The organism is Bacillus sp. 0102A, from assembly GCF_036765155.1.
GTDB classification, from domain to species: Bacteria; Bacillota; Bacilli; order Bacillales; family Bacillaceae; genus Bacillus; species Bacillus subtilis_G.
This window is the reverse complement of sequence record NZ_JBAIZW010000009.1, coordinates 28,881-53,594: the sequence shown is the minus strand read 5'-3', so window position 1 is coordinate 53,594 and position 24,714 is coordinate 28,881. Positions and strand designations below refer to the sequence as shown.

Below are 24,714 nucleotides of genomic sequence, written 5' to 3'. Positions count from 1 at the left end.
TATACTAATAAAGATTAGGTGATATGGCTTCAACCACTTAGACGGATTTTAACCCAACCAATTTAGTTGTAAGGAGACTACTTTTATGAGCTTTCCAGTAGAAAATAAGATAAAAAAGCTTCCTAAGTACAGACAAATCGTTCATTTTATCAAAGAGAAAATAGGGAATGGAGAGTGGCCGATTGGAAGCAAGATTCCAAGCCAGCGCAAGCTTGCAAAAGACTTTTACGTGAATCGAAGCACGGTCATTACGGCCTTAGAGGAATTAATGGCAGATGGGTTAATCGAAGGCAGAATGGGGAAAGGCACAGTTGTTATCAACAATACATGGACACTACTAGCTAAGAATTCTGCTCCTGATTGGGATCAATATGTAACCTCTGGAATTCAGCAGCCTAGCCAAAAAATCGTGCAAGAGATAAACCAATCAGAATCAAATACGGACCTTATACAGCTCAGTAAAGGCGAGCTTTCAACTGAAATTTTCCCTTTAACTGCTATGAAAGAGATGATGGGTAAGGTATCACAAAACATGGAAGCATTCGGATATGAGGAACCAAAAGGATATTTTCCGTTGCGAGAGGCATTAAGCAACTATTTAAGAACCTTTGGAATCAATGCCTCCCCTTCTTCTATTCTGATTGTGTCGGGAGCATTGCAAGCTCTACAACTGATATCAATAGGGCTTTTACAAAGAGGATCAACCGTTTATCTTGATCAGCCATCCTACCTTTATTCATTACACGTATTTCAATCAGCTGGCATGAAACTGACTGGACTTCCTATGGATAATGAGGGACTTTTGCCGGGAAATCTTCAGATGACAAGAGGGGAACGGGAAAGGGCTATATTATATACAAATCCTTGTTTTCATAATCCGACCGGTATTTTAATGTCAAAAAAGCGGCGGGAAGAAATCCTTGCGGCAAGTGGGAATACACAGCTTCCCATGATTGAAGATGACATTTATCGTGAGTTATGGATAGATGAAGTTCCGCCCTATCCTATCAAAACAATAGATAAAAATGGACATGTGCTATACATAGGCAGTTTATCGAAAACGTTAAGTCCGGGCTTGAGGATTGGATGGATCGTCGGTCCGGAACCCGTGATTGAACGTTTATCCGATATTAAAATGCAAACAGATTACGGATCTAGTTCGTTATCCCAGCGAGTAGCGGCAGAGTGGTTTACATCGGGCCAATACCAGCAGCATTTAGAAAAGGTCAGAAAGCAATTAAAGGTGAGAAGGGATTTGGCCTTGAGTGCATTAGAAACCCATTTGAAGGATGTTGCGACATGGAACATCCCAAAGGGAGGATTCTTTGTCTGGATAAAAATATTGCCTCCAATATCAATGAAATCACTTTATACGAAAGCTTTATCAAAAGGGATTCTTCTCAATCTCGGCAGTATCTATGCTCAGGAAAAAGGGAATTATGTTCGCTTATCATATGCTTATGCATCTCTTGATGACCTTCAAAAGGGGATTTATGAGTTGGGTTTGATGATCAAGAAGTTGGCAAGTAAATAAACTTTATAGCCTTAAATGGATGTTTCACTAAAAAAGAGACCAAGCCTAATAATAGCTTGATCTGATAATCATAAGTCATGGCTCGGTCTCTAAAAAGGTAAAAATGGTCATGTTTCTGAACGAAAGGTTTTTCCTATTTCTCTTCCTAATCCAAAATAATGTCTGAAATTATAGATAAGAGGACTCCATTTTGAAGGGTCGATATGATTTTCGTTCAATATGATACTTTCCTCGGCATGAAAATGTAATGCCTGCGTCTCTACAATCGCAAAAGATGGTTCATATTCGGGTGTTCGAATATGCTTTACTTCGGCTTCAATTTGAATAGGGCATTCTTTAATGCGTGTTGGGGATACTGTCTTTGATTGTAAAGGTGATAACCCTGCTGATTCGTATTTTTCTTTTTGATATGTAAACCCGAGCTGTTTCTTCAAAGGCGGTATATTCTTTTTTCCGCTATAAGAAGAAATTCTTTCAACATTTCCCCATAATTCCGGGCCGGGCAAGTTTATAACACATTCTTTGTGTCTTTCCAAATTTTCAATAGCTTTTCCCCCTAGGCCTACTCCAAGGACAATATAGTTTCCCAGAGCCCAAGAAGAAGACATAGGACTAATATTAGTTGTACCATCCTCATTCAATGTCGTAAGAAGTAATGTTGAGGTACCATAATACATGATTTTTGGTTTGATTTCTTTAAAATGAAGAGTGTCTTGTTTTTCAATGTCCAACGCTTATTCCTCCTTGTCATCATTACATTCATATTGTAAAGGTTTAACATTTCAACTATCATCGAAATATGAATGTAAGGAGGAAAAGCATGAATCCTAATATCGCAAAAATCTCTTCGTTGTTATCTGATCCCTCGCGTTCTTCCATTCTTCTCACCCTAATGGATGGAAGGATACACCCTGCGGGAGAGCTTGCATATCTTGCTAACATTAAACCTCAAACCGCAAGTTTTCACCTGAAAAAATTGCTCGAAGAAGAACTGATCAGCGTAGAGAAGCATGGAAGACATAGGTATTACAGATTGTCTGACTCAGATGCAGCAAACGTGATTGAGCAATTGCTTCTGATTGCCCCTAAAGCCAAAGTCACATCTTTAAAAGATTCAAAGGAAAAAAGCAACTTGCATTTTGCCCGCACCTGTTATGATCATCTGGCGGGTTATGTAGGCGTACAAATGACAAATTCACTAGTTGAGCAGGGAATAATAAAAAAAGTCGATTTAAACTTTGAGGTGACTTCAGAGGGTTCTTTGTTCTTTTCAAATTTAGGCATCAACGAAGAGCAGCAGCGAAACAAGAGGAGAGCATTTGCACGCTGCTGTTTGGATTGGAGTGAGCGGCAGCATCATATTGCAGGAGCTTTAGGAAACGCTCTATTGCTGCGCATGTTAGAAGAAGAATGGATTGTTCGTATGCCGAAAACAAGAGCGATTAGGATGACACAAAGCGGCAGAACCGCATTTGAAAAGTACTTTAAAGTGAATATTAGAGAATGAGAAAAAAGGAGTAAGATTCATTAAAAGTCTTACTCCTTCTTATTATCTTGAAGTTGCTTGATTCCCCATTGCAATAGAAATTCGATTCCAACTGTTTATTTGATTGATGATGAGAACAAGGTCAACATATTGCTTTTCATCATAATGTTCCCGTACTCTATCATATAACTCGTCAGGAACCCTTTTAGAAGAAATGAGCGTGATGTGTTCAGATAGTTCAAGCGCTGCTTTCTCTGCAGGTGAATAAAAATCACATTCACTCCAAGCAAGTAAACAGTAGATTCGCTGTTCAGTTTCGCCCATTTTACGAGCATCGGAAGTATGTATATCTATGCAGAAAGCACAGCCGTTTATTTGAGAAACCCTGATTTTCATTAGCTCTCTCGTAGTTCGGTTAATTGAAGATTGTTTCGTATATTTCTCCATATCCATCATCAACTTCATACCTGCAGGAGCAACATCATAGTAGGACACTCTTTGATTCATAAGGTAAAACTCCCTTCTTTAAGATACTTAGATTGTATCCCGATCTTGATGATTTTTCCAATGTGCTTTTTGTATGGCATCCATTTCAATATTTTTTGGCAAGAAGCTGCTTTGAATAAAAATAAGGATAGCCAACAATGATGAGTGGAGCTGCTAATGCAAGGAGTTTCCATGAGCCTGAGTGACTGTCTCTACTAACTCCAATGAATATACAAGTGCCGATGAGAAAGTATAATAAAGCAACTAAGAACCAATACATATTCATTCCTCTTTTTCTTTACACGTGTTCTTGGATTGACTATTTTTGTCTTTCATATCGCTAAAACGAGGGCATTGCACTTTCTCAGTCCGGATTCCTTTTCTTTTTAATGATAAAATGGTGAGATTAATTGATTTCAAGATGATCATTCCTTCAATGAATAGTGACTTCCCCATTATTTTAAATGTAAATTTGGAAAGCGGAAACGTACTTAAAGGCAGAACGCTTATGTACGTTTGGGCAATGCTTATATGTTGAGAACATCAAATGGGTCACTTGCATCTAGGTATTGTCGGGTTCCCTGCCTTTCTATAAAATAATTGGATAAATGTTTGTGTTTTACGTTCAAATAAATGGGTTCGATTTTTATTAGTCTCTATTCGGTTAAACTGTTAAAGGAAGTGGATGAGGTTTGTGGATAAGGAATCCTTTCAAAGATAAATACTACGCACATGATAGGCGGGCATTAAATATGCTTGCGCTCAGAGTGCCGGGTCTGGCTTTTATTCTCATGATCTATGTAGCCTCTATCGTGCTGCAATTTCTTAATGGGAGCTGGTCCATTTTATTGCTTCATGTGTTTACAGTATTGACCGCCATTTTTGCTTTGCTGCATTGGCATTCATATCGCTGGGTTAAGAAAAGGGTCATTCTCTATTTTGTGCTGCAAGGTTTGATCACTTTTACACTGGCTAATGTGATGACTGGCTTCTTAGTGCTGATCATCATTGGCCTTTATGCATTTTTGATTGGACAGATTATCGGAATGGCAGACAGAAGAAAGACTTCCCTCATCCTTTATTTATTGTTACTGCTGTTAATCAATGTAGGATATCAGATTCACAAAGGTGAATATTTGCATTTTCTTGTCATTGCCGTACCTATTATGATCGTGATTATGACTTATGCCGCTACATTATTTGCCCAAGTCGATGAAAAGATAAAAGCGCAGCTGACTCTTGAAAGGCTGGAGCTGGCTCATCAGCAGGTCGAACAGCTGACGCTGCAAAACGAGAGACAGCGTATGGCACGGGACTTACACGATACGCTCGCTCAAGGGCTGGTCAGTTTAAATATGCAGCTGGATGCGATTCATGTTCATCTCACGAAAGGCAATACAGAGAGAGCAAAAGAAATCATCCAACAATCGATGAAAAGAGTGAGGGGTACATTAGCGGACGCGCGTTCAGCGATTGACGATCTGCGCAGCAAATCAGAAGAAATCGGTTTTCTAAAAGAAAGAATTACCTCACTAATGGATCATTTTCAAGAGTCGACAGGCATGGGTGGTTTTTTAAACTACAGATTACAGCAGGTGTTAGACGTTCGTACAGCTGAAAACTGTTATTACATTATTGGAGAATGTATAACGAATGCAGCAAAGCATGCTGAAGCAGAATCGATTTCGGTATCCATTTGGGATGATGATAAGAGGAGGCTCCATTTAACTGTCAAGGACAATGGCAAAGGATTTGATGTTGAAAAGAGCAAGAAAAAGAGAGGACATTACGGGCTTCTTGGCATAGAAGAACGCGTCAGAGCAATGAATGGCCAATTCAATATAAAGAGTACAAAATCAAAAGGAACACAAATTGAGATCACTGTACCAATTCAGGGAGAGATGCAGGATGAATAAGGTTTTAATCGTTGATGACCATCTTGTCGTGAGGGAAGGTCTGAAGCTTTTAATTGAAACGAATGATGACTATACTATCATAGGAGAGGCGGAAAATGGCAAAGCGGCAGTCCGGCTTGCAGATGAATGTAAACCGGATATCATTCTCATGGATTTGTATATGCCGGAGATGAGCGGGTTAGAAGCCATTAAACAAATAAAAGAAAAACACGACATCCCCATCATTATTTTGACTACGTATAATGAAGATCACTTAATGATCGAAGGAATTGAATTAGGAGCGAAAGGATATCTATTGAAGGATACGAGTTCAGAAACCCTTTTTCATACAATGGATACAGCAATAAGAGGAAACGTGCTGTTGCAGCCTGATATCTTAAAACGTCTGCAAGAAATTCAATTGGAGCGGATGAAGAAGCAGAGCAGTGATACGCAGCTGACAGAAAAGGAAGTCATTGTTTTAAAAGCAATTGCTAAAGGCCTTAAAAGCAAAGCGATCGCCTTTGATTTGGGCGTCTCTGAGCGAACCGTAAAGTCTAGATTAACGTCCATTTACAATAAATTAGGCGCGAATTCAAGAACTGAAGCAGTGACGATTGCCATGCAGAGAGGTATTCTGACATTAGAAAAATAACTTCAAATTTGAAATTTGCCCAAACGTACATGCCCGAATGTACGTTTTTTTTATTTCGTTGTCATCTACAATGAGAAAGAATGATCAAGCACTGTGTTGAAAGGAGATTATCATGTCAAGAATGTTATATAAATTAGGAGGATGGGTTGCTCGCAATCGCATAAAAGTCATATGTGCGTGGATCGTTGTGTTAGTTGCTTCGATAGGCCTTGCAATCACGTTAAAACCAAGTTTTTCTGAGGATATGTCCATACCTGACACACCTTCGGAAAAAGCGATGGATGTCATTAATATAGAATTTCCTCACGGCCCTGATAAAGGGAGCATACGGGTCATTTTCGGAGCTGAAGATGGAGAGAAACTTACTGCAACATCAGCGAAAAAAACAATAGAAAATACGTTCAAGGAAATCAATAAAGATGATTCCGTTGACTCGATTGCGAGTCCTTTTGTTACAGGAACAATCGCGAAAGATGGCACAGTTGCCTATGCCGATATCAAGTATAAATCTTCAGCAGATGATATCAAAGATTACTCTATCAAACACTTAAAAGACAGTTTGAAAGTGGCTGATGATGAGGGACTACAGACTGAGTTAAGCGGAGATGTACCGGGAGCCGAAATGGAGATAGGCGGAGTATCTGAAATTGTCGGCATTATCTTGGCTTTTGTCGTTTTAGCCATTACATTCGGGTCTTTATTGATAGCTGGTTTGCCGATTTTAACTGCACTGATTGGATTAGGTGTAAGTATTGGACTGGTGTTGATTGGGACACAAGTATTTGATATTGCTTCCGTCAGTCTTTCATTAGCCGGAATGATTGGCCTTGCGGTTGGGATTGATTATGCTTTATTTATTTTTATGAAGCACCGACAGTTTTTAGGCGAAGGTATTCAAAAAAATGAATCCATTGCGAGAGCTACAGGAACAGCTGGGAGTGCAGTTGTTTTTGCGGGGCTTACGGTTATCGTCGCACTTTGCGGATTGACTGTCGTTAACATTCCTTTTATGTCTGCAATGGGGCTGACAGCAGGGCTTAGTGTATTGTTGGCTGTTCTCGCTTCAATCACGCTTGTGCCTGCCGTTTTGTCGATAGCGGGGAAACGGATGGTTCCGAAGTCAAATAAGAAAAAAGAAAAACAAAGCGCTGAAACAAATGTCTGGGGACGCTTTGTCACAAAAAATCCTATCATGCTAAGTGTATGCAGCATTCTTATTTTGCTCGTCATTAGTATCCCGTCTATACATTTGGAGCTGGGCTTGCCTGATGCAGGGATGAAAGCGAAGGATAATCCAGATCGCCGGGCTTATGACTTGCTTGCCGATGGTTTTGGAGAAGGATTTAATGGTCAATTAACAATCGTAGCGGATGCCACAAGTGTGACAGGAAATAAGGCGGAAGCATTCACAGATGCAGTGAAAGAAATTAAGGAACTAGACCATGTAGCGAGTGTCACTCCTGCAATGCCTAATAAAGAAGGGAACTTTGCCATCATTACGGTAGTTCCTGTAACAGGTCCAAATGATGTAACAACGAAGGATTTGGTAAAGGATGTACGCAGCTTATCAGACAAAAATGGGGTTGATTTGCTCGTTACTGGATCGACTGCAGTGAATATTGATATTTCTGATCGCCTTAATGATGCGATACCGGTATTTGCTGTACTCATTGTTGGTTTTGCGTTTATATTGCTGACAATCGTATTCCGTTCGCTGCTTGTGCCGCTTGTTGCGGTTGCAGGTTTCATATTGACGATGACAGCGACTCTTGGAATCTGTGTATTTGTCTTACAAGACGGGAATCTCATCGACTTTTTCAAAATACCTGAAAAAGGGCCGATACTCGCGTTCCTGCCGATTTTATCCATTGGGATTCTGTTTGGATTAGCAATGGATTATCAAGTGTTCCTTGTAAGCAGAATGCGTGAAGAATATGTGAAAACAAAAAATCCGGTACAAGCGATTCACGCTGGATTAAAACACAGCGGTCCTGTTGTCACCGCAGCCGGCCTGATCATGATATTCGTTTTTGCAGGATTTATCTTTGCTGGTGAAGCTTCTATTAAAGCAAACGGATTGGCTCTTTCCTTTGGTGTGCTCTTTGATGCATTTATTGTACGGATGACACTGATTCCAAGTGTCATGAAGCTGATGGGGAATGCAGCTTGGTATTTGCCAAAATGGCTAGACAAGATCATTCCGAATGTGGACATAGAAGGACATCAACTCACGAAGGAAATTCAGCCAGAAATAGATCATGAACAAAAGAAACAAATCATTTAATAGAAAAAGCAGATCTTTTTATGATCTGCTTTTTTGCTTAACGTTTATTCCCTGCAGGCTGTAGGCGATTCTATAGCTTTCAATGTGGTAGTATTTAGAAGGTGAAGCCAGTGCAGTTAAAAAGGAGAATATGTTATGATGCAATCGCTCATTTTCGATATGGATGGAACTTTGTTTCAAACTGATCAAATTTTAGAATTATCATTAGATGATGCTTTTGATTATTTAAGGTCACTGGGCAAATGGGATACGGTCACCCCTATTGAGAAATACAGGGAGATCATGGGTGTTCCTTTACCTGAAGTATGGAAGATTTTATTGCCGCATCACTCAAATGAGATAAGAGAAAAGGTGGATGCTTATTTTTTAGAAAGGTTAATAGCTAATATCAATCATGGGAAAGGCGCATTATATCCTCATGTTGAAGAGATGTTCAGTTATTTGAAAAACAACAATTATTCAATTTTTATAGCCAGTAATGGCTTAATAGAATATCTAAAAGCAATTGTGAGTTTTTATCAATTGGACAGGTGGGTCACTGAAACATTTAGTATTCAACAAATACATACACTGAATAAAGGTGATTTAGTTAATTCTATTGTGCAAAAGTACGGCTTTCAACATGCAGCAGTTGTCGGAGACCGTCTATCTGACATAAATGCGGCTAAAGATAATGGTTTGCTGGCAATTGGATGCCATTTTGATTTTGCAAAGGAAGAGGAACTTGCTCAAGCTGACTTTGTCATACATGATTTAATAGAGCTGAAAACATTATTGCGCGAAATGAAAATAGTGGGAAAGAATGCAGGCACCACTGACTATGCGGATTCTGAAAACTAAATATTTAAAGCCATTTCTATGAGTTTCAAAAAAACATACCAAGCGTATGGTATGTTTTTTTGGATAAAGCATTCATTCTAGCAATGTTCGATGATTCAATTAGCCGAGATAATGTTTCAATCTCTCTAAACCCATTCTCAACTCGTCTAATGAATCTGTTGAAGAAAGCGCAACACGCAAATACTTATGAGGAGTGGCAGAACCGCTCAGAAAACGATCGGAATGAAATGCACGGATTCCATGTTTCTTCAAATCTGTTTCTAGCTGTAACGCATCGGCATAATCATTGATGGAAAGCCACCGATAAAAGCTGAGAGGATGTCCGTTCAGCTCTTGTTCAGGAAAAAATTCTGCAAACATATTATTAGCTGACTGGGCAAGCTGTTTTTTTTGAGAAACAATATTGTGCGCTTTTCCTGATAAGATAAGCTCTGTTATCACCTCTGCATCAAAAGAAGACGTTTTTACATTAATATTGAACATCGCCTGATGAATTTTCTCGCGTAAGGCATCCCCATAGACCATATAGGCCACTCTTAATCCTGAACAGATTGACTTAGAGGTGCTGCAAATATATACGCTTTGTTCGGGAAGCAAATTGAACATGGGCTCTTGGTAATCAGAGATCAAGCCTGCGGTCATAAACGCATGAATATCGTCCTCAATCAATAGTAAACGATGCTTGCCGATGACTGCCGCGATTTCTTTCTTTCTAGCATTCGACATCATGACAGTAGTTGGGTTACAGCAAGAGGGCATCAGAAAAATGCCATGAATGTTGAGTTGAGTACATTGCTTTTCTAGTTCGTCCGGCAGCATTCCATACTCATCTCCGGGGATTGGCACTAGCTGAATGTGGTGCATTTTTGCAAGTTCGATAAAGTTTGAATACGTGTATAAGTCAGTGGCAATTCGATTCCCTGGCTCAAACAGCGCGGCCAATGAAATGGCCAGCGCATTTTGGGCACCGGAAACAATTGAGATATGGTCTTGATCAGTTTGAATGCCAAACGATTTCATCCAGTTTAGCCCCGCAGTTTTTTGATGAGGAATGCCTGTTGGATCATTGTAATTAAGTAACTGTTCTACGTAATGTTTACTCGCAACCTGTTGAATCACCTCAGATACAATTTGATTGGTTTCTTCAAAAGAGGCGATTAAACCAAGATCGATACAGTTGGTGATTTTATCTTTAGAAATCGTAATTGAACGAGCGGCACTAGGAGAAACAAAGGTTCCCTTTCCAGTGACCGCATAAATCAGCCCCTTCACCTCACACACTTTATAGGCTCGGGTAATTGTAGTGAAGTTTAAGTCAAGAAAGTCAGCCAATTCTCGCTGCGGGGGGAGCTTTGTACCCGGTGCTAAAAAACCGTTTTTGATATCGTGTTCAAGCAGTGCGGCGATTGATTCATAAAAAGGCCGCTTTAATGCCTTTCTTTCAGGCTTCCAAGACATTGGGTAATTGTCGAATGAATTGACTGGCATAATCCACCTCTATTGTCTAAATTCCCGCGAATGGTTTCTAAAGGAGTGCAGCAGGTTTCTCTATCATTATACAAAGGATAATTGTAATCCATACAATTATCTTGTTTGTTGTATGGATTTTATATGGTACTTTAAGATAAAATGTTGCAAGGTGTGAATTTTATGACAAAAAGAAATCAAATAGGGGCTGCATTTCGTTCGGCTTTCCCGTATACGATTCCGATTTTTGCCGGATTTTTATTTTTGGGAATTGCGTATGGAATCTTTATGCATTCTTTAGGGTTTAGTGCAATTTATCCAATCATCATGAGTTTTATTATATTTGCAGGATCGATGGAGTTTGTTGCCGCCCATTTTTTGCTGGGCGCGTTCAACCCGATGAATGCTCTTTTTTTGACGTTAATGGTAAATGCCCGGCATTTGTTTTATGGGATTTCCATGTTGGATAAGTACAGAGGGACTGGAAAGAAAAAACTTTATCTGATTTTCGGAATGTGTGATGAATCATTTTCTATCAATTATACCGCTAATGTTCCAGCGAATGTTGATAAGGGCTGGTTTATGTTTTTTGTGACGCTGCTTAATCATTTATATTGGGTCGCAGGAGCAGCGATAGGAGGTATTTTTGGATCGTATGTGAAGTTTAATACTGAAGGGCTTGATTTTGTGATGACCGCCCTCTTTATTGTGATCTTCATAGAACAGTGGATGAAAGAGAAAAAACACCACAGTGCTCTCGCAGGACTTGGGCTTTCTGCTGCCAGTCTTATGATTTTTGGAGGAGACCATTTTATTATTCCTGCTATGCTTGCCATTTTAGGGATACTTACTGTTCTGAGAAAACCATTAGAGAAAGCTGAGGTTTCGGTATGACGATGAGTATAACGCAGCAAATCATTACCGTTGCGATGGTCGTGCTGGGCACAATGCTGACACGGTTTCTTCCATTCATGATTTTCCCGTCTGGCAAACCGACACCGAAATATGTACAATTTCTAGGGAGAGTGCTGCCATCAGCCGTAATCGGGCTTCTGGTTATTTATTGTTTTAAAGATGTGAGCCTACTTTCTGGAAGCCATGGCATCCCTGAATTGATTGGGGCAGCTGCCGTTGCACTTCTTCACTTTTGGAAGAAGAATATGCTTCTTTCTATAGCGGGGGGAACCGTTGTCTATATGGTTCTGGTACAATTGGTTTTTTGAACGATTTAGGCTTGTGAAAATCAAAGGGGAATGGTGAATAAGAAAATGGAGAAGTATCAAATCTATGAACATGCGCAGTCGTCAATTTATTCAGCCGGCTAAACCCGGGGTCCTGTGACAGAGCGAAGATGCAATGATTGCACAGGATTCTATCGAACAAGAATCTCGCATGGCAAAAGTCTGAACCCAGCTATGGGAGCCTATCGAAATGATCATGATTTTATTGAACTTGATAAAAATATGTAAAACTGGCACAAGCTTATGATTTTAGAGTCAACGCCGTGCCAATGCAAATAGCAGCTGCAATGTTTGCTGGTCATTTAAAAAAGTATTTACGGTAATCGGAGGATTTATATGTCAAAGAAAGTTTCTTCTTCCTATGTCATCATTATAGGATTAATGCTATTTGCATTGTTTTTTGGAGCAGGAAATCTCATTTTCCCGCCTATGCTAGGTCAAATGGCTGGAACAAATGTATGGATCGCCAATGCTGGCTTCTTAGTGACAGGAGTTGGCTTGCCATTGCTGGCAATGACAGCATTTGTTTTTTCAGGTAAACATAACTTACAATCGCTAGCCAGCCGTGTGCATCCAGTGTTTGGAATCGTGTTTACGACGATGCTCTATCTGGCAATCGGGCCTTTTTTCGCAATCCCAAGATCCGGGAACGTATCGTTTGAAATTGGAGTGAAACCTTTTTTATCAGACGATGCAGGCCCTGTTTCATTGATCATATTTACAATTTTATTTTTCACGGTTGCATGTCTGTTATCACTCAACCCTACAAAAATCATTGATGTAGTCGGAAAATTTTTAACGCCAATTAAATTGACATTTATCGGATTGCTTGTAGTGGTAGCTGTTGTTCATCCAATCGGAACAATCCAAGCACCATCAAAAGGGTATACATCACATGTGTTTTTTAAAGGCTTTCAGGAAGGGTACCTGACTCTGGATGCCCTCGTAGCGTTTGTTTTTGGAATCATCATTGTGAAGGCAATTAAAGAACAAGGTGCTGCCACCAAAAAACAGCTGGTCATAATTTGTGCAAAAGCAACTGCGATTGCTGCGACACTCTTAGCTCTTATCTATACTGCCCTTTCATATATGGGAGCCTCCAGTGTTGAAAAGCTGGGGCTTTTAGAAAATGGAGCCGAGGTTTTGGCTAATGTTTCATCCTATTATTTTGGATCCTATGGTTCCGTCTTTTTAGGCTTAATGATCACAGTCGCATGTCTGACAACAAGTGTCGGACTGATCACAGCATGCTCTTCCTTTTTTCATGAATTATTTCCGAACATTTCGTATAAAAAAATTGCTGTGATCCTAGCGGTGTTTAGTGCGCTTGTCGCAAATATAGGGTTAACACAGCTCATTAAAGTGTCCATGCCTGTCTTAATGACGATGTATCCAATCGCGATTTCCTTAATCTTTTTAACGTTTTTACATTCTGTATTTAAAGGGAAGGCTGAAGTATATCAGGGCAGTTTACTGTTCACGTTTATCATTAGCCTTTTTGACGGTTTGAATGAAGCTGGGGTGAAAATTGAAGTAGTGAATCGCGTTTTCACTCAGATTCTTCCTATGTACAGCATAGGGCTCGGATGGCTCATTCCAGCTATTATAGGGGGAATAGGCGGCTATATACTAAGTATGTTCCGAACAAAAAAATCGTGATAAGCGCTGCTATAAAACGAATAAAGGATTAACAGCGCACTCATCTTCACTATTTTGATTTCCCTGGTCAGGGTACTAAAGAGTTGGACGATCACTCAGATCTGCAGGTGGAATAAAGCTCTTGTCCGCCTGCTTAATTGGGGGGAAGAAGATGGCTGATCAAAGAGAAGCTTTGTGTTTGAGATTAGCAGAAATAGATAAACATGAAATGTCGATACTTCGTGAGTTCCAGTTAGAACGGGAGAAAATCTTTTCAAGCTTACGAGCATTAGAACAGTCTAATATAGAAAAGAAGCGCCCATCTCAAGTCGCGCTCATTGAACAAACAGTAAATGATCTAAAGACATATCATATCACATCAAAACCAATCCAGCGGAAAAAAAGAAGACAGGGCAGAGCTGAATCAAAAGCCTCTCGTGAAGCAGCGTTAAACATTTTAAAGCAGCAGGATAAACCAATAAGCAGTATGGAACTGAAAAGAAAGATTGAGATGGAAACTGGTGCACACATTTCTAATATGACATCATTTATGAATACTTTAATGAAAATGCACCCAGAGGTGAAAAAACCATACAGAGGACAGTATCGAATGATTTAATTCTTGTGAGGTATTCGGCTTCTGGTTCCGGTGACTGAGCATAATCTGTCTGATGCCGGTCGCATAATAAGACATCCTTGCTATTGCGAATGTAGAACGGGGGCTAAGGCAGTGGCATGGAATTCAGGAACGTTTTAAAGCACATAAAGTGATTTCTTTTGTTGTAAGAATTACAGGCCATTTTCATCATGATACCAAGGGTTATCTTACCTTGGTATTTTTTGTGCGCGTGTTGTGAAGCGAGCTGCTGTCCGAAAACTGCCGCATTAGGGTTGGTTTGTGTCGCAAAATAGAGCCTCTTTAGAGATTCTATTTTGCGGCATTGTCCCCTTCCTTGAAGCGTGTGTTTGAAGATCGCCATTAAAACCGCAATCCAAATAAATGAATGATGTAAATGACAATAGGCGGGATCAACAGGGAGGGCAGCAGATTCAGGGTTTTAAATTTCTTGATTCCCAGAATGCTTAACCCTGAGCTGAGGATGAGTATGCCTCCCACAATTGTGATTTCGTTTATAAGGTCTGTATTGATTGCGCTCTCCATTACTTTAGCAAATAAAAAGATGGAGCCCTGCCAGGCAAATAACACAATGGCAGCCGCTGCTATTCCAAAACCAAATGTCGAAGCGAGCACAATGGAGGTAATCCCATCTAACATACCGTTTGTCAGGAGGTACGTATAATTTTCATTCAGCGCCGCTTCAACAGGGCCCAATATTGACAGTGAACCTATACAAAATAATAAGATCGCAGTTGATAAACCTTCCGCTAAATTGCTTTTAGAGAATTTGTTCACCAGCTTGTTGAACCGCAACTCCAGATTGATGCTCTGGCCAAGCAAACCTCCAAGGGCTAAACTCACAATAAAAAGAATGGGGTATTTACTATCAGGTAAATGCTGTGTAATCGCGTTGATCCCCAGCGCGACTGCAGCGAATCCCATTGCCTGCATCAGGATATTCTGGTATTCATCTTTAATGCCTTTTTTGAATATCCCGCCAATTATGCTTCCCGCAATGATCATAACTGTGTTAAAAATGGTTCCAAACATAAGCTTTCTCCTCCAATAACGATTCCTGCATAAAAAATAAACCCTCAAGTTAGTAGAGAGTCAAGGGATATTGAAAACATATTCATGAGATTGATTTGATTGGCAGCAGGATTTCAGTCACATAGTTGTCTAGATTATTCGTAATTCCATAATCAATGAGTGTAATTTCAATTGAGTCGGCTGCTACCTCATAATGATGTTCTTTCATGTATGCCAGCAACTTTTTGTAATAGGGTTCGGCTTCTGGATGTGATCCTTTAAACCTCATTTGCAGATATTCTCTTGAAGGAAAAATGGTTTCTGATGAAGTGTTTTCACTTTCATCTTCCAGGATCATGAATATACTGGAATATTTGTCAAACTGATTTGCTTTTACATGTGCTGCTGAAATGGATAAACCGATCTTGCCTATAAAGATATCCTCGTTTACATTCAGGCGGGTTCTCAATTCTGCTAATGAATGTTCGATATCATGGCCGAGAATATACTCATGCTGTAAATAAGCCACACGTAAGGGGGGAAGTTTGATTTTTGAAATGTGATCTAACGGCGTGTGAACGGCATCTTCTATTTGGATGATGCGGCGGGAGATCTTTTTCTCAATGCGTTCCAATTCTCTCTTTTTGCGATCAATTTCAGTCTGCTGGCTTTTCAGTATATGAATCAGAGTGTTTGTATTTTGAGAATTATAAAAGTGAAGAAGTTTATTGATTGGCAGGCCTAAAGCCCTCAAATACTTGATGGTATCCAGCCGCTCAAACTGTTGGGTGGAATAGTATCTATAGTTTGTTTGCTCGTCTTTATATTCCGGTTTCAAAAGACCGATTTCATCATAATACCTAAGAGCAGAGATTTTCACATTGAATAACTTTGAAACTTCTCCAATTGAAAAAAATTTCTTCATTCTATCAACCTTCCTGTTCTTTGATTGGTGAACTCTTTATATATAACCCACATTATATATGATGGCAGAGGCCTAAAGGTAAAGTTTGCGGCAAAATCAGGTTAGGGGCTGAGGATAGATATCAATCCGATATATTGTATGGTTGAAATTCAAAAAAGGCTGTCGAGAAAACCTCGCCAGCCTGGCTCCTTTATGAAAGAAGCTTTTCTATTCTTCAAAATAAGGATTCACATGGATGAGCACTTCTTCCACATCTGGAAACTGTCTTTTGATTTCATTTCGGATTTCGCGGGCAATATCGTGTCCCTGCTTAATCGTCAAATCATGATCTAAAGATAAACGGACATCAAGCAATTTATAGTGGCCATGTTCTCTCGCGCGGATTCTATCGATTCGTTTTACTTGATCACATTCAAAAATAACCTCTTTATATTCCACTATCAGCTTGGGATCAACACTTTTCTCCATGAGAACATCAACAGACGGCCTGATTAATTCCATTGAAATTTTAAAAATGAGGTAAGCCACGATTGCACTGGCAATTGCATCGGCGTACAACAGATAGGTCCATCCGCGGGTGTTTCCGATAATCGCCAATAGGACGCCGATAAAAGCGGCGAGAGAGGCAACGATATCGCCTTTATGATCGTATGCAATCGCTATAATCGCTTTACTGTTCCATTTTTTCCCCTGCTTTATGGAATAACGATATAGGATCTCCTTAGCCACGTACGAAATCAAAGCTGCAAACAACGCGCTGTATTGTGGAACGCTTGGCCCTTCAACAAAGGATAGAATTGCTTCTATTAGGATATAAACGGATACGATCACTAAGATAATTCCTACAATAGCCTCACTGATGACCTCAGCTTTTCCATGACCAAACGGATGGTCTTGATCAGGCGGTTTATTGGAAATGCCGATCACTGCCAGGACAGCAATCGAAGCAACGACATCCGCAGCGGAATGTATACCGTCTGCAAAAACGGCTTCACTGTCGCCTATAAGGCCAAAAAAGACCTTTCCGGCCATTAAGATCAGATTGGCTATTAATGCAATCAAAGCAACTTTTTTGCTTATTTGTTCTCTTTCACTTGCCATTTTTTCCTCCTGTAAAACTACACAAAAAATAGGAGTGCTTGTTATTCACTCTCCGTACCCTTTCTTGTGAAATCACTTTGCTTATCATATCAACTGAATTTCGAGTGGGTCTATAGCAACGTTGTTTCCTATTTACTAATAAATAAGGTGACAGAAAAAAAGTTGGAGCAGGGCTAAAAGCTAACAGAGCAAACCAATGAGGCTGTGATTATCATCAATTAAAATTTTGATTCAGTGAAAAATTTCCACCTGTTTTTAAAAAACCTGTTGACATTAGACCATCCGTATTTTATTATTATCTCATATTCAAGATATTTTAATTCGAGATAAAATATTAACAATCAAGTGCAAACCTGAGTGTTGTTGAATAATGAAGAGATGTCACAAGCATTGTCTGTTCTTTTAAATGATATGCAATGTGTTTTTTTATAAAATAATATCTCGAATTCGAGATATAAAGGAGTGTATCGTAAATGGCTGAATTTTCACAGCTAGTCCATGAAAGAAGATCTGCAAGCAACTTCCTTCCAGATCATCCAATCACAAAAGAAGAACTCAATGAGATGTTTGAATTGGTTTCATTGGCTCCATCGGCTTTTAATTTACAGCATACAAAATATGTGACGGTTCTAGACCCGGATGTAAAAGAAAAGCTGAAGCAGGCGGCAAACGGACAATATAAAGTGGTTAGCTCATCTGCGGTTCTTTTGGTATTGGGGGATAAGCAGGCATATCAGCAAGCTGCTGACATCTATGAAGGATTAAAGGTATTGGGGGTATTAAATAAGCAGGAGTATGATCACATGGTTCAAGACACCGTTTCGTTTTATGAAAACAGGGGAGAACCATTTAAGAGAGATGAGGCGATAAGGAATGCTTCACTTTCTGCGATGATGTTTATGCTCAGTGCTAAGGAAAAAGGCTGGGACACCTGCCCTATGATCGGGTTTGATGCTGAAGCCGTGAAACAGATTTTGAATATAGATGATCAATTTGAAGTTGTCATGATGATGACAATTGGGAAAGAAAAAACAGAGAGCAGAAGGCCGCGCGGCTACCGGAAGCCTGTGAATGAGTTTGTTGAGTATATGTAAATGAACGTTTAAAGGAGCGGATAAAATTGGCTAAAAAAACGATGGGAATACATCATATTACAGCAATTGTCGGTCACCCTCAAGAGAACGCAGATTTCTACGCAGGAGTGCTGGGGCTTCGATTGGTCAAGAAAACCGTCAATTTTGATGATCCAGGTACGTATCATCTTTATTTTGGGAATGAAGGCGGGAAACCGGGAACCATCATCACCTTCTTCCCGTGGGCGGGGGCCCGCCGAGGCATCATTGGAGACGGTCAAGTAGGCGTGACTTCTTACGTCGTGCCGAAGGGGGCTATGGCTTTTTGGGAAAAGAGACTTGAAAAATTCAACGTTCCATACACAAAAATCGAGCGCTTTGGAGAACAATATGTAGAATTTGATGATCCGCACGGCCTGCACTTAGAAATCGTGGAAAGAGAAGAAGGAGAAGTTAATACTTGGACTTTTGGAGATGTAACACGTGATGTTGCCATCAAAGGTTTCGGAGGTGCAACCCTGTTATCAGCACAACCTGACAAAACAGGTGAACTGTTAGAAAACATCATGGGGATGGAACGAGTCGGCAAGGAAGGAGACTTCATTCGTTATCGTTCTGCCGGTGATATCGGAAATGTGATTGACCTTAAAGTAACGCCTATTGGCCGCGGACAAATGGGAGCCGGTACGGTGCATCACATTGCTTGGCGGGCTAACGATGACGAAGATCAATTAGATTGGCAAAGATATATTGCGTCTCACGGATATGGTGTAACTCCTGTTCGGGATAGAAACTATTTTAATGCCATTTACTTCAGAGAACATGGAGAAATCCTGTTTGAAATCGCAACTGATCCTCCGGGCTTTGCACATGATGAATCACAAGAAACAATGGGCGGAAAATTGATGCTGCCTGTGCAATATGAACCGCATCGCACACAAATTGAACAAGGGCTGCTGCCGTTTGAAGTGAGAGAGTTAGATTGATTTTAATGAATGCTGGCGCATGAAGAAAAATAAAAAGACATATAGTCAATAGATGATTGCTGGACGGTACTGGAGGCAAGAAATCAGACTGCTGCCTTTCAGCACATCATGTTACATCAAAAATAAGGAGAGATAAAAATGGAAGATGCAGGACTTTTGCTTATTCGTATTATGATTGGTGTGGTGTTTCTGTTTTATGGATCACAAAAATTATTCGGCTGGTTTGGCGGATACGGGATTAAAGGAACCGGACAATGGTTCGAGTCAATTGGGGTTAAACCAGGTAACGTCGCGGCCGCTTTATCAGGTCTTGGGGAATTAGTAAGCGGAATTCTATTTATTTTAGGTGTATTCCTCCCGCTTGGAGCTGCTATCATCACGATTATTATGTTAGGTGCCATCGTAAAAGTCCATGGACCGAAAGGATTTGCGAATGGCGCAGGCGGTTTTGAATATAACTTGGTACTGATTGCAGTCTCCATCGGGGTTGCACTCATCGGTTCAGGGGCTTACGCTTTGCATTTTTAATACGAAAATATCTAAGAACAGTTACTGGCAAGCGGTAACTGTTCTTTTGTTTTGCTATGCAGGTACTCTGTAAAGCAAAAAAGCGGATATTATAACTATAAATGTGTATAGTGAATGATACATAGCGATGAGCCTTGGTTATGAAAGATAGGCCAAGTTGAAGGAGGAATTTGATGAAAGAGATGACAGAATTACATTCATTAGATTCTATAGAGAATTTTATCAAACAGCATCAATTCAGTTTTATCTATATATCTAGACCCGGCTGTACAGTATGTCACGCTGTTCTGCCGCAGCTCAGAACATTATTGGATCAGTTCCCAAATATCAAGTTGGGACATATCAATGCTGACGATGTAGAAGAGGTCGCCGGCAGATTTTCAGTCTTCACTGTCCCTGTGTTACTTTTGTTCATCGATGGGACTGAGTTTTTGAGAGAAGCCCGTTTTGTTCATTTTGAACAGCTTGAAGAAAGGCTGAAAAGGGTTTATCGGTTATATGAAGATGAATAAATTGTTTATGCAAGCCCCATCTCTATCAGAAGATGGGCTATGCCATGACCAATATACGTATGCGGAAACAGCTGAACTGATCCCAGCCGCTTACTTGAGCGGTTCTCCGAACACAATATGTCAATGTAAATGTTTAGAGTCCTGATAAGCACCTAAGTTGGTGATCACACGGCATGCGCCTTTTTCTTCCGTCACCATGGAAGCGACCTTTTGAATGACATCCATTAATTCAAGAAGTAAGTCATGATCGGACTCTTCCAAGGTGATCAACGAAGAGATATGTCTCTTGGGAACAGCTACAATATGAACCGGATAAAAAGGCTTTGTATGATAGTAAGCCAATACGTTATCCGTCTCTATTACCTTATTCACTTTCGTTTTGCCGCTAAATACCTCATCGCAATAAAAGTCTTCAGTCATATGATCCATCCTCACTTTGTTTTATTATTATTTCTTCTATCTCCTTCCTACATTCACCTTTTTAAATGACTTTGAATTTTGGTTCGTTAGCCCAAGGTTTTTTTGATGTATGAAATACCCATGGTGGCAGCCGGTACTAACTCTTTACTCAGACATTAAAAACATTAGGATCATGGGAAGGTATGAAAGGACAACGTTTGTTGTTCTTTTTTCATGTCGTTATTTAAAAATGGCCACAGTCTATGGAGATCGTGTGGACCAATAAAATCGATTTAAACGAATCTGACCTATGTCAGTTCTTTCGGAAGATTAATATCTATTTTTTATGTGTTACCAGTTTACAATCTGACTATAGTCAGATAAAGTGGGTGTGATTAAAATAAATCGATCAACAGAAAAAGGAGAAGAAGCTCATGGAGTTACAGGCGGAAAAAATACACACTGCAAAAATGTGGTCCTTATCATTTATTTTTGTCACGCTTTCAAATGCATTTTTATTTATGGTGTTTGAAATGTTATTGCCGACATTGCCTTTGTTTGTTACTGCTTTAGGGGGTGGTGCAAAGCAAGTCGGGTTGGTTACAGGTATTTTTATGATATCTGCCATTGCCATACGTCCTTTTGCAGGGGTTTTGGCTAAACGATTTAACAAAAAATATTTACTTATATTTGGAATTGTGATCAGTGCCGGCTCAACCGGTGCATATTATCTTGCGTCAGATGTGAGTGTTCTATTGCTCATTCGCTTCATACATGGTGCCGGTTTTGGATTAGCAACTACTTATTTTGCGACGATTGCCGCAGAAATTATTCCGAAGGAGCGCCGAGGTGAGGGGATTGGATATTTTGGGGTAGGCGAAACGATTGCGGTTTCGATTGGACCGATGATTGGTATCGTGGCACTGGAGCTTTATGATTTTCAGCGACTTTTTCTAGGCGGGATGTCTATTCTATTACTGGCTGTGCTAATGGCTGTATTTGTCCGGAGGCGGTCTGAAGGAAAAGACACGGCTGAAAAGGGAATGGTAAAGGTCAAGGTGTTAGAAAAACGTGTGTTGTTTCCTTCGTTTCTCATATTATTAGTCGGGATTGCTGCATCTGCGATCATGTCCTTCTTTTCACTCTATGCGCTGGAAAAGGGTTTCCGAAGTGTCGGAATGTTTTTCTTTCTGATTGCGGCAGCCAGTTTTTTTATACGCCTGATCTCTGGGAAAATGTTTGACCGGTTTGGAGAGGCTGCTATCCTTATCCCCGCCTCAATTTTCTCTTTAGCAGGGCTATCCATACTGTATCTTGCCCAAACCGATGCTATGTTTTTTGCTGCGGCGATATGTTACGGGTTTGGATTTGGTTCAATATTTCCGGCTATCCAGACATGGTGTATTAATCTTGTTCAAGAGCATGAACATGAGGATGCTATGGGGACATTCTTTAATTTTTTTGATATGGGAATTGGCGGAGGCTCGTTGTTATTAGGTGTAGTGGCAACGATCTATTCTTATCGGGAGATTTATATCGTTTCCATTTTGGTGTACCTGCTGTTTCTTTTATTATATATTTTATTTATCTGTTCCAAGAGAAAACGGATTTAAATAATTAGGGGAGGGCAGAACAGTGACCCGTGAGAATATAAAACGCACAGCCGTTCGCCAATTTAATGAGCTTGGCTACGAGGGAGTAAAAATGGCGCATATTGCAAAAGAATTGGGGATTCGGAAACAATCTCTGTCCTACCATTTCTCGTCAAAAAAGGATCTGTTGATGGAAGTATACCCCGAGATTGTTGAAGAAGAAGTAGCGTTTATCAATGATTTTTTTGAATCCCGAAAGCATATGCCAGCCAAAAATCTTATATATGCTTTTTTAAAAGAAACACAGGCGCGCTTTCATGCCATGCCCAATGTAGCCTTTTTGCAGGCGATGTCGTTTAAGGCTCCTGTTGAAGTAAGTGATTTTATTTCAGCCCAGTACCTGCTGTTTCTGCATGCTTTGAAAAGCCGAGTTGCACTTGTTTTTAAAGAAGAGGGCACCACCTGTCCGCCCGAAAAGTGTGCGATAGCCTTTATCACTCTTTTCGATGGGCTGAACATTCAGCTGGTTTACGAGAATAAACAATCATTTGAGCGATCTTTAGAGATTTCCTTCGATATTTTTTGGCAAGGGCTGAAGGCGAAAACTTGAAAATACCAAGGGCGAACAGCCCTTGGTATCCCTTAACGTTATTGATCCAGCTCTTTCATTCGTTTCGTAAGTTCATTGAAAGCCTGATCAAGCTCTTTGTATCCTTTATCATTTGGCGCCATAAAACTGATCTTTCCCAGCACTTCTTGTCTTTCTGTCTCAAGCTTTAAACGAAGTTCTTCTCGGTCATTTCTTTCTAATGGAGCGTCATTCAATTGCTTTTCGATGCCATTGTCCGAGATGACGAGTTTACTGTTGGTTGTTTTTTCGAGAAAGTATCGGTCATGTGACACCGCCAGCAATGTGCCGCTGTAGTGTGACAGTGTTTTTTCCAGCTGTTCGCGTGACGGCAGGTCGAGATGGTTTGTCGGCTCATCTAAAATCAACACGTCTTTTTCCTCCAGGATATAAGCCATCAGTTTAATCTTTACACGCTCGCCCATACTCATATGCTTGATCGGCTCAGTCCATTGGGAAGCTGTAAAACCTAAGTGCTTCATCAGATTTTGAACGTGTCCCCTTGCTTCGTATGTTTCATTTTCAAATAACTCTTCCGGTGTTTGTTCTAAAGGCAAATCAAACACCTCCTGCGTTAAATAGCCGATGTTTGCAGACGGCGACACCCATACACTCCCCTCAGCTGTTTCCTGTCCCAGAATGATTTTCAGTAATGTCGTTTTTCCGCTGCCATTGGGGCCTATGATCGCAACCTTTTCACCGTGCTGAATTGTAAAATGTGCGTTTTTAAAGAGTAGCCTTTCGCCAAAAGCCTTCGTTACATGCTGAACTTCTAAAAAATGTTTTCCCGTTTTATGGGTTGTATCAATTGAAAAGTGTACATGATATTCCGGCTCAACGGGTTCCGCTTTTGCTTTTTCCAGCTCTTGTTCAAGCCGCTTCCGCTTGGATTTCATTTGGGCATCCGTACGCTTCGCTTTTACACGGTGATATTCTTTAAATCCTTCCTTTTTCGTCGATTGGGCGTGGGCTTTTTCCGACCATGAAGCCAGCTCATTCATTTGTGCTTCAATTCGTTCAACCATTTTTTGCTGCTTTTCATATTCACGCTGCTGGGTGAGTCTTTTCTTTTCCCGGAACTTCATATACCCAGAGTAATTTCCTTTGAATTCAATCAGCGATTGAGCTTCGAGAGACCATATTTTTGTTGCGGATTCGTCTAAAAAATAACGATCGTGAGAAACAAGAATCACAGTGCCTCTATAACTTTTCAGCTGTTGAATGAGAAATTGCAGGCTTTTTTCATCAAGGTGGTTTGTCGGTTCATCTAACAGTAAAAGATCTGCATCCTCTGAAAATCCTTTTGCCAGCCGTGCTTTCAGTTTTTCGCCGCCGCTTAATTGATGGAAATCTCGAACGGGCACACACCATTTCTCCAGTAATTTCTTTTCGGCAGGCGTCTGATTCGCAAAGGAATACGACGCGGTTTCCTGTTCTACCAGCGTCATTTTTAAATCCTGCCGAATTCTTCGGATTTGTCCTTGTGCAGGGGCTAAGTCATTGTGAATGAGGTGAAGCAGCGTCGATTTCCCAGCGCCATTTTTGCCGATAATCCCAATGATATCTCCTTGATGAACACTGGCATTTACGTTTTTAAAAACAGTCAGATTCATCACTTCATAGCTGACATTTGTTAATGTTACGATCTCTTTCATTCATATCCCTCGCTTTAAAGGGAGAATCAAAAAATCCTCCCAAATGTGTTGGAAGGATTAGCCGCGCCTGTGCATGATCAAATAAGCTATTGTTCATAAATAGCAGTGTCATCTATATAGAAAATGGGCAGACTAATCCTA

General features: G+C 40.2%; 26 protein-coding genes. 16 read left to right on the top strand and 10 right to left on the bottom strand.

The window, feature by feature from the left end; genetic code table 11:
* Nucleotides 1-85 precede the first annotated feature (85 nt).
* Entirely contained in the window at nt 86-1,534 is a 1,449-nt protein-coding gene (locus V6D41_RS18850) for an aminotransferase-like domain-containing protein (protein ID WP_333519294.1), read from the top strand.
* Between the two features lie 107 nt (nt 1,535-1,641).
* Here the strand turns inward: V6D41_RS18850 and V6D41_RS18845 are convergent, their stop codons facing one another.
* Entirely contained in the window at nt 1,642-2,265 is a 624-nt protein-coding gene (locus V6D41_RS18845) for a flavin reductase family protein (protein ID WP_333519293.1), read from the bottom strand.
* Nucleotides 2,266-2,354: 89 nt separating this feature from the next.
* Between V6D41_RS18845 and V6D41_RS18840 the strand changes: the two genes are divergently transcribed.
* Nucleotides 2,355-3,041: an ArsR/SmtB family transcription factor gene (locus tag V6D41_RS18840; protein WP_333519292.1), complete on the top strand. Its 687-nt coding sequence runs from the start codon at nt 2,355-2,357 to the stop codon at nt 3,039-3,041.
* A 42-nt stretch (nt 3,042-3,083) separates the two neighbouring features.
* Here V6D41_RS18840 and V6D41_RS18835 read toward each other — a convergent pair whose 3' ends face one another.
* The 3 genes from V6D41_RS18835 to V6D41_RS18825 all read right to left on the bottom strand — a co-directional run bounded on the left by V6D41_RS18835 (nt 3,084) and on the right by V6D41_RS18825 (nt 3,926).
* Entirely contained in the window at nt 3,084-3,527 is a 444-nt protein-coding gene (locus tag V6D41_RS18835; RefSeq protein WP_333519291.1) for a carboxymuconolactone decarboxylase family protein, read from the bottom strand.
* An 85-nt stretch (nt 3,528-3,612) separates the two neighbouring features.
* Complete coding sequence (locus tag V6D41_RS18830) at nt 3,613-3,792, bottom strand: hypothetical protein (protein ID WP_333519290.1); 180 nt, start codon at nt 3,790-3,792, stop codon at nt 3,613-3,615.
* A complete protein-coding gene (locus V6D41_RS18825; RefSeq protein WP_333519289.1) occupies nt 3,789-3,926 on the bottom strand; it encodes a hypothetical protein in 138 nt (45 codons plus the stop codon). Before V6D41_RS18825 ends, V6D41_RS18830 begins: the two co-directional genes overlap by 4 nt.
* A gap of 272 nt (nt 3,927-4,198) precedes the next feature.
* On the opposite strand from V6D41_RS18825, the gene V6D41_RS18820 reads away from it, so the two are divergent.
* The 4 genes from V6D41_RS18820 to V6D41_RS18805 all read left to right on the top strand — a co-directional run bounded on the left by V6D41_RS18820 (nt 4,199) and on the right by V6D41_RS18805 (nt 9,180).
* Complete coding sequence (locus tag V6D41_RS18820) at nt 4,199-5,422, top strand: sensor histidine kinase (protein WP_333519288.1); 1,224 nt, start codon at nt 4,199-4,201, stop codon at nt 5,420-5,422.
* A complete protein-coding gene (locus V6D41_RS18815; protein WP_333519287.1) occupies nt 5,415-6,056 on the top strand; it encodes a response regulator transcription factor in 642 nt (213 codons plus the stop codon). Before V6D41_RS18820 ends, V6D41_RS18815 begins: the two co-directional genes overlap by 8 nt.
* A 112-nt stretch (nt 6,057-6,168) precedes the next feature.
* Complete coding sequence (locus tag V6D41_RS18810; protein ID WP_333519286.1) at nt 6,169-8,340, top strand: MMPL family transporter; 2,172 nt, start codon at nt 6,169-6,171, stop codon at nt 8,338-8,340.
* Between the two features lie 135 nt (nt 8,341-8,475).
* The gene (locus V6D41_RS18805; protein WP_333519285.1) at nt 8,476-9,180 is read left to right on the top strand and encodes an HAD hydrolase-like protein; all 705 of its coding nucleotides are present in this window, start codon (nt 8,476-8,478) and stop codon (nt 9,178-9,180) included.
* 99 nt (nt 9,181-9,279) lie between these two features.
* Here V6D41_RS18805 and V6D41_RS18800 read toward each other — a convergent pair whose 3' ends face one another.
* Nucleotides 9,280-10,668 carry an aminotransferase-like domain-containing protein gene (locus V6D41_RS18800; RefSeq protein ID WP_326222568.1) on the bottom strand — a complete coding sequence of 463 codons (1,389 nt, stop codon included), beginning with the start codon at nt 10,666-10,668 and terminating at the stop codon, nt 9,280-9,282.
* Nucleotides 10,669-10,809: 141 nt separating this feature from the next.
* On the opposite strand from V6D41_RS18800, the gene azlC reads away from it, so the two are divergent.
* The 4 genes from azlC to V6D41_RS18780 all read left to right on the top strand — a co-directional run bounded on the left by azlC (nt 10,810) and on the right by V6D41_RS18780 (nt 14,145).
* Complete coding sequence (gene azlC, locus V6D41_RS18795) at nt 10,810-11,541, top strand: azaleucine resistance protein AzlC (RefSeq protein ID WP_166854157.1); 732 nt, start codon at nt 10,810-10,812, stop codon at nt 11,539-11,541.
* Nucleotides 11,538-11,870, top strand: coding sequence for a branched-chain amino acid transporter permease (locus tag V6D41_RS18790; RefSeq protein WP_072565804.1), 333 nt, complete (start codon nt 11,538-11,540; stop codon nt 11,868-11,870). The genes azlC and V6D41_RS18790 overlap by 4 nt, the downstream gene beginning before the upstream one ends.
* A gap of 354 nt (nt 11,871-12,224) precedes the next feature.
* The gene (gene brnQ / locus V6D41_RS18785) at nt 12,225-13,547 is read left to right on the top strand and encodes a branched-chain amino acid transport system II carrier protein (protein ID WP_333519284.1); all 1,323 of its coding nucleotides are present in this window, start codon (nt 12,225-12,227) and stop codon (nt 13,545-13,547) included.
* 151 nt (nt 13,548-13,698) lie between these two features.
* Nucleotides 13,699-14,145, top strand: a complete 447-nt coding sequence (locus V6D41_RS18780) for a Rok-like winged helix domain-containing protein (protein ID WP_333519283.1) — start codon at nt 13,699-13,701, stop codon at nt 14,143-14,145.
* Nucleotides 14,146-14,505: 360 nt separating this feature from the next.
* Here V6D41_RS18780 and V6D41_RS18775 read toward each other — a convergent pair whose 3' ends face one another.
* The 3 genes from V6D41_RS18775 to mneP form a co-directional block, all read right to left on the bottom strand.
* Entirely contained in the window at nt 14,506-15,195 is a 690-nt protein-coding gene (locus V6D41_RS18775) for a DUF554 domain-containing protein (protein WP_333519282.1), read from the bottom strand.
* A gap of 82 nt (nt 15,196-15,277) precedes the next feature.
* Entirely contained in the window at nt 15,278-16,099 is an 822-nt protein-coding gene (locus V6D41_RS18770) for a MerR family transcriptional regulator (protein ID WP_333519281.1), read from the bottom strand.
* Between the two features lie 207 nt (nt 16,100-16,306).
* Nucleotides 16,307-17,200, bottom strand: coding sequence for a manganese transporter MneP (mneP, locus tag V6D41_RS18765; RefSeq protein WP_333519280.1), 894 nt, complete (start codon nt 17,198-17,200; stop codon nt 16,307-16,309).
* 473 nt (nt 17,201-17,673) lie between these two features.
* On the opposite strand from mneP, the gene V6D41_RS18760 reads away from it, so the two are divergent.
* The 4 genes from V6D41_RS18760 (at nt 17,674) to V6D41_RS18745 (ending at nt 20,299) form a co-directional block, all read left to right on the top strand.
* Nucleotides 17,674-18,294 (top strand): nitroreductase family protein, encoded by a 621-nt coding sequence (locus tag V6D41_RS18760; RefSeq protein WP_333519279.1) that lies wholly within the window; start codon nt 17,674-17,676, stop codon nt 18,292-18,294.
* Nucleotides 18,295-18,320: 26 nt separating this feature from the next.
* Nucleotides 18,321-19,259: a ring-cleaving dioxygenase gene (locus V6D41_RS18755; protein ID WP_333519278.1), complete on the top strand. Its 939-nt coding sequence runs from the start codon at nt 18,321-18,323 to the stop codon at nt 19,257-19,259.
* 138 nt (nt 19,260-19,397) lie between these two features.
* The gene (locus V6D41_RS18750; protein ID WP_333519277.1) at nt 19,398-19,787 is read left to right on the top strand and encodes a DoxX family protein; all 390 of its coding nucleotides are present in this window, start codon (nt 19,398-19,400) and stop codon (nt 19,785-19,787) included.
* A gap of 173 nt (nt 19,788-19,960) precedes the next feature.
* On the top strand, nt 19,961-20,299 hold the full coding sequence (locus tag V6D41_RS18745; protein WP_333519276.1) for a thioredoxin family protein: 339 nt from the start codon (nt 19,961-19,963) through the stop codon (nt 20,297-20,299).
* Nucleotides 20,300-20,419: 120 nt separating this feature from the next.
* Here V6D41_RS18745 and V6D41_RS18740 read toward each other — a convergent pair whose 3' ends face one another.
* On the bottom strand, nt 20,420-20,719 hold the full coding sequence (locus V6D41_RS18740) for an HIT domain-containing protein (protein WP_333519275.1): 300 nt from the start codon (nt 20,717-20,719) through the stop codon (nt 20,420-20,422).
* Nucleotides 20,720-21,132: 413 nt separating this feature from the next.
* On the opposite strand from V6D41_RS18740, the gene V6D41_RS18735 reads away from it, so the two are divergent.
* Nucleotides 21,133-22,311 carry an MFS transporter gene (locus tag V6D41_RS18735; RefSeq protein ID WP_333519274.1) on the top strand — a complete coding sequence of 393 codons (1,179 nt, stop codon included), beginning with the start codon at nt 21,133-21,135 and terminating at the stop codon, nt 22,309-22,311.
* A gap of 22 nt (nt 22,312-22,333) precedes the next feature.
* Nucleotides 22,334-22,900 (top strand): TetR/AcrR family transcriptional regulator, encoded by a 567-nt coding sequence (locus tag V6D41_RS18730; protein ID WP_333519273.1) that lies wholly within the window; start codon nt 22,334-22,336, stop codon nt 22,898-22,900.
* Nucleotides 22,901-22,938: 38 nt separating this feature from the next.
* Here V6D41_RS18730 and vmlR read toward each other — a convergent pair whose 3' ends face one another.
* Nucleotides 22,939-24,573 (bottom strand): ABC-F type ribosomal protection protein VmlR, encoded by a 1,635-nt coding sequence (gene vmlR, locus V6D41_RS18725; protein WP_333519271.1) that lies wholly within the window; start codon nt 24,571-24,573, stop codon nt 22,939-22,941.
* Between the last annotated feature and the right edge of the window lie 141 nt (nt 24,574-24,714).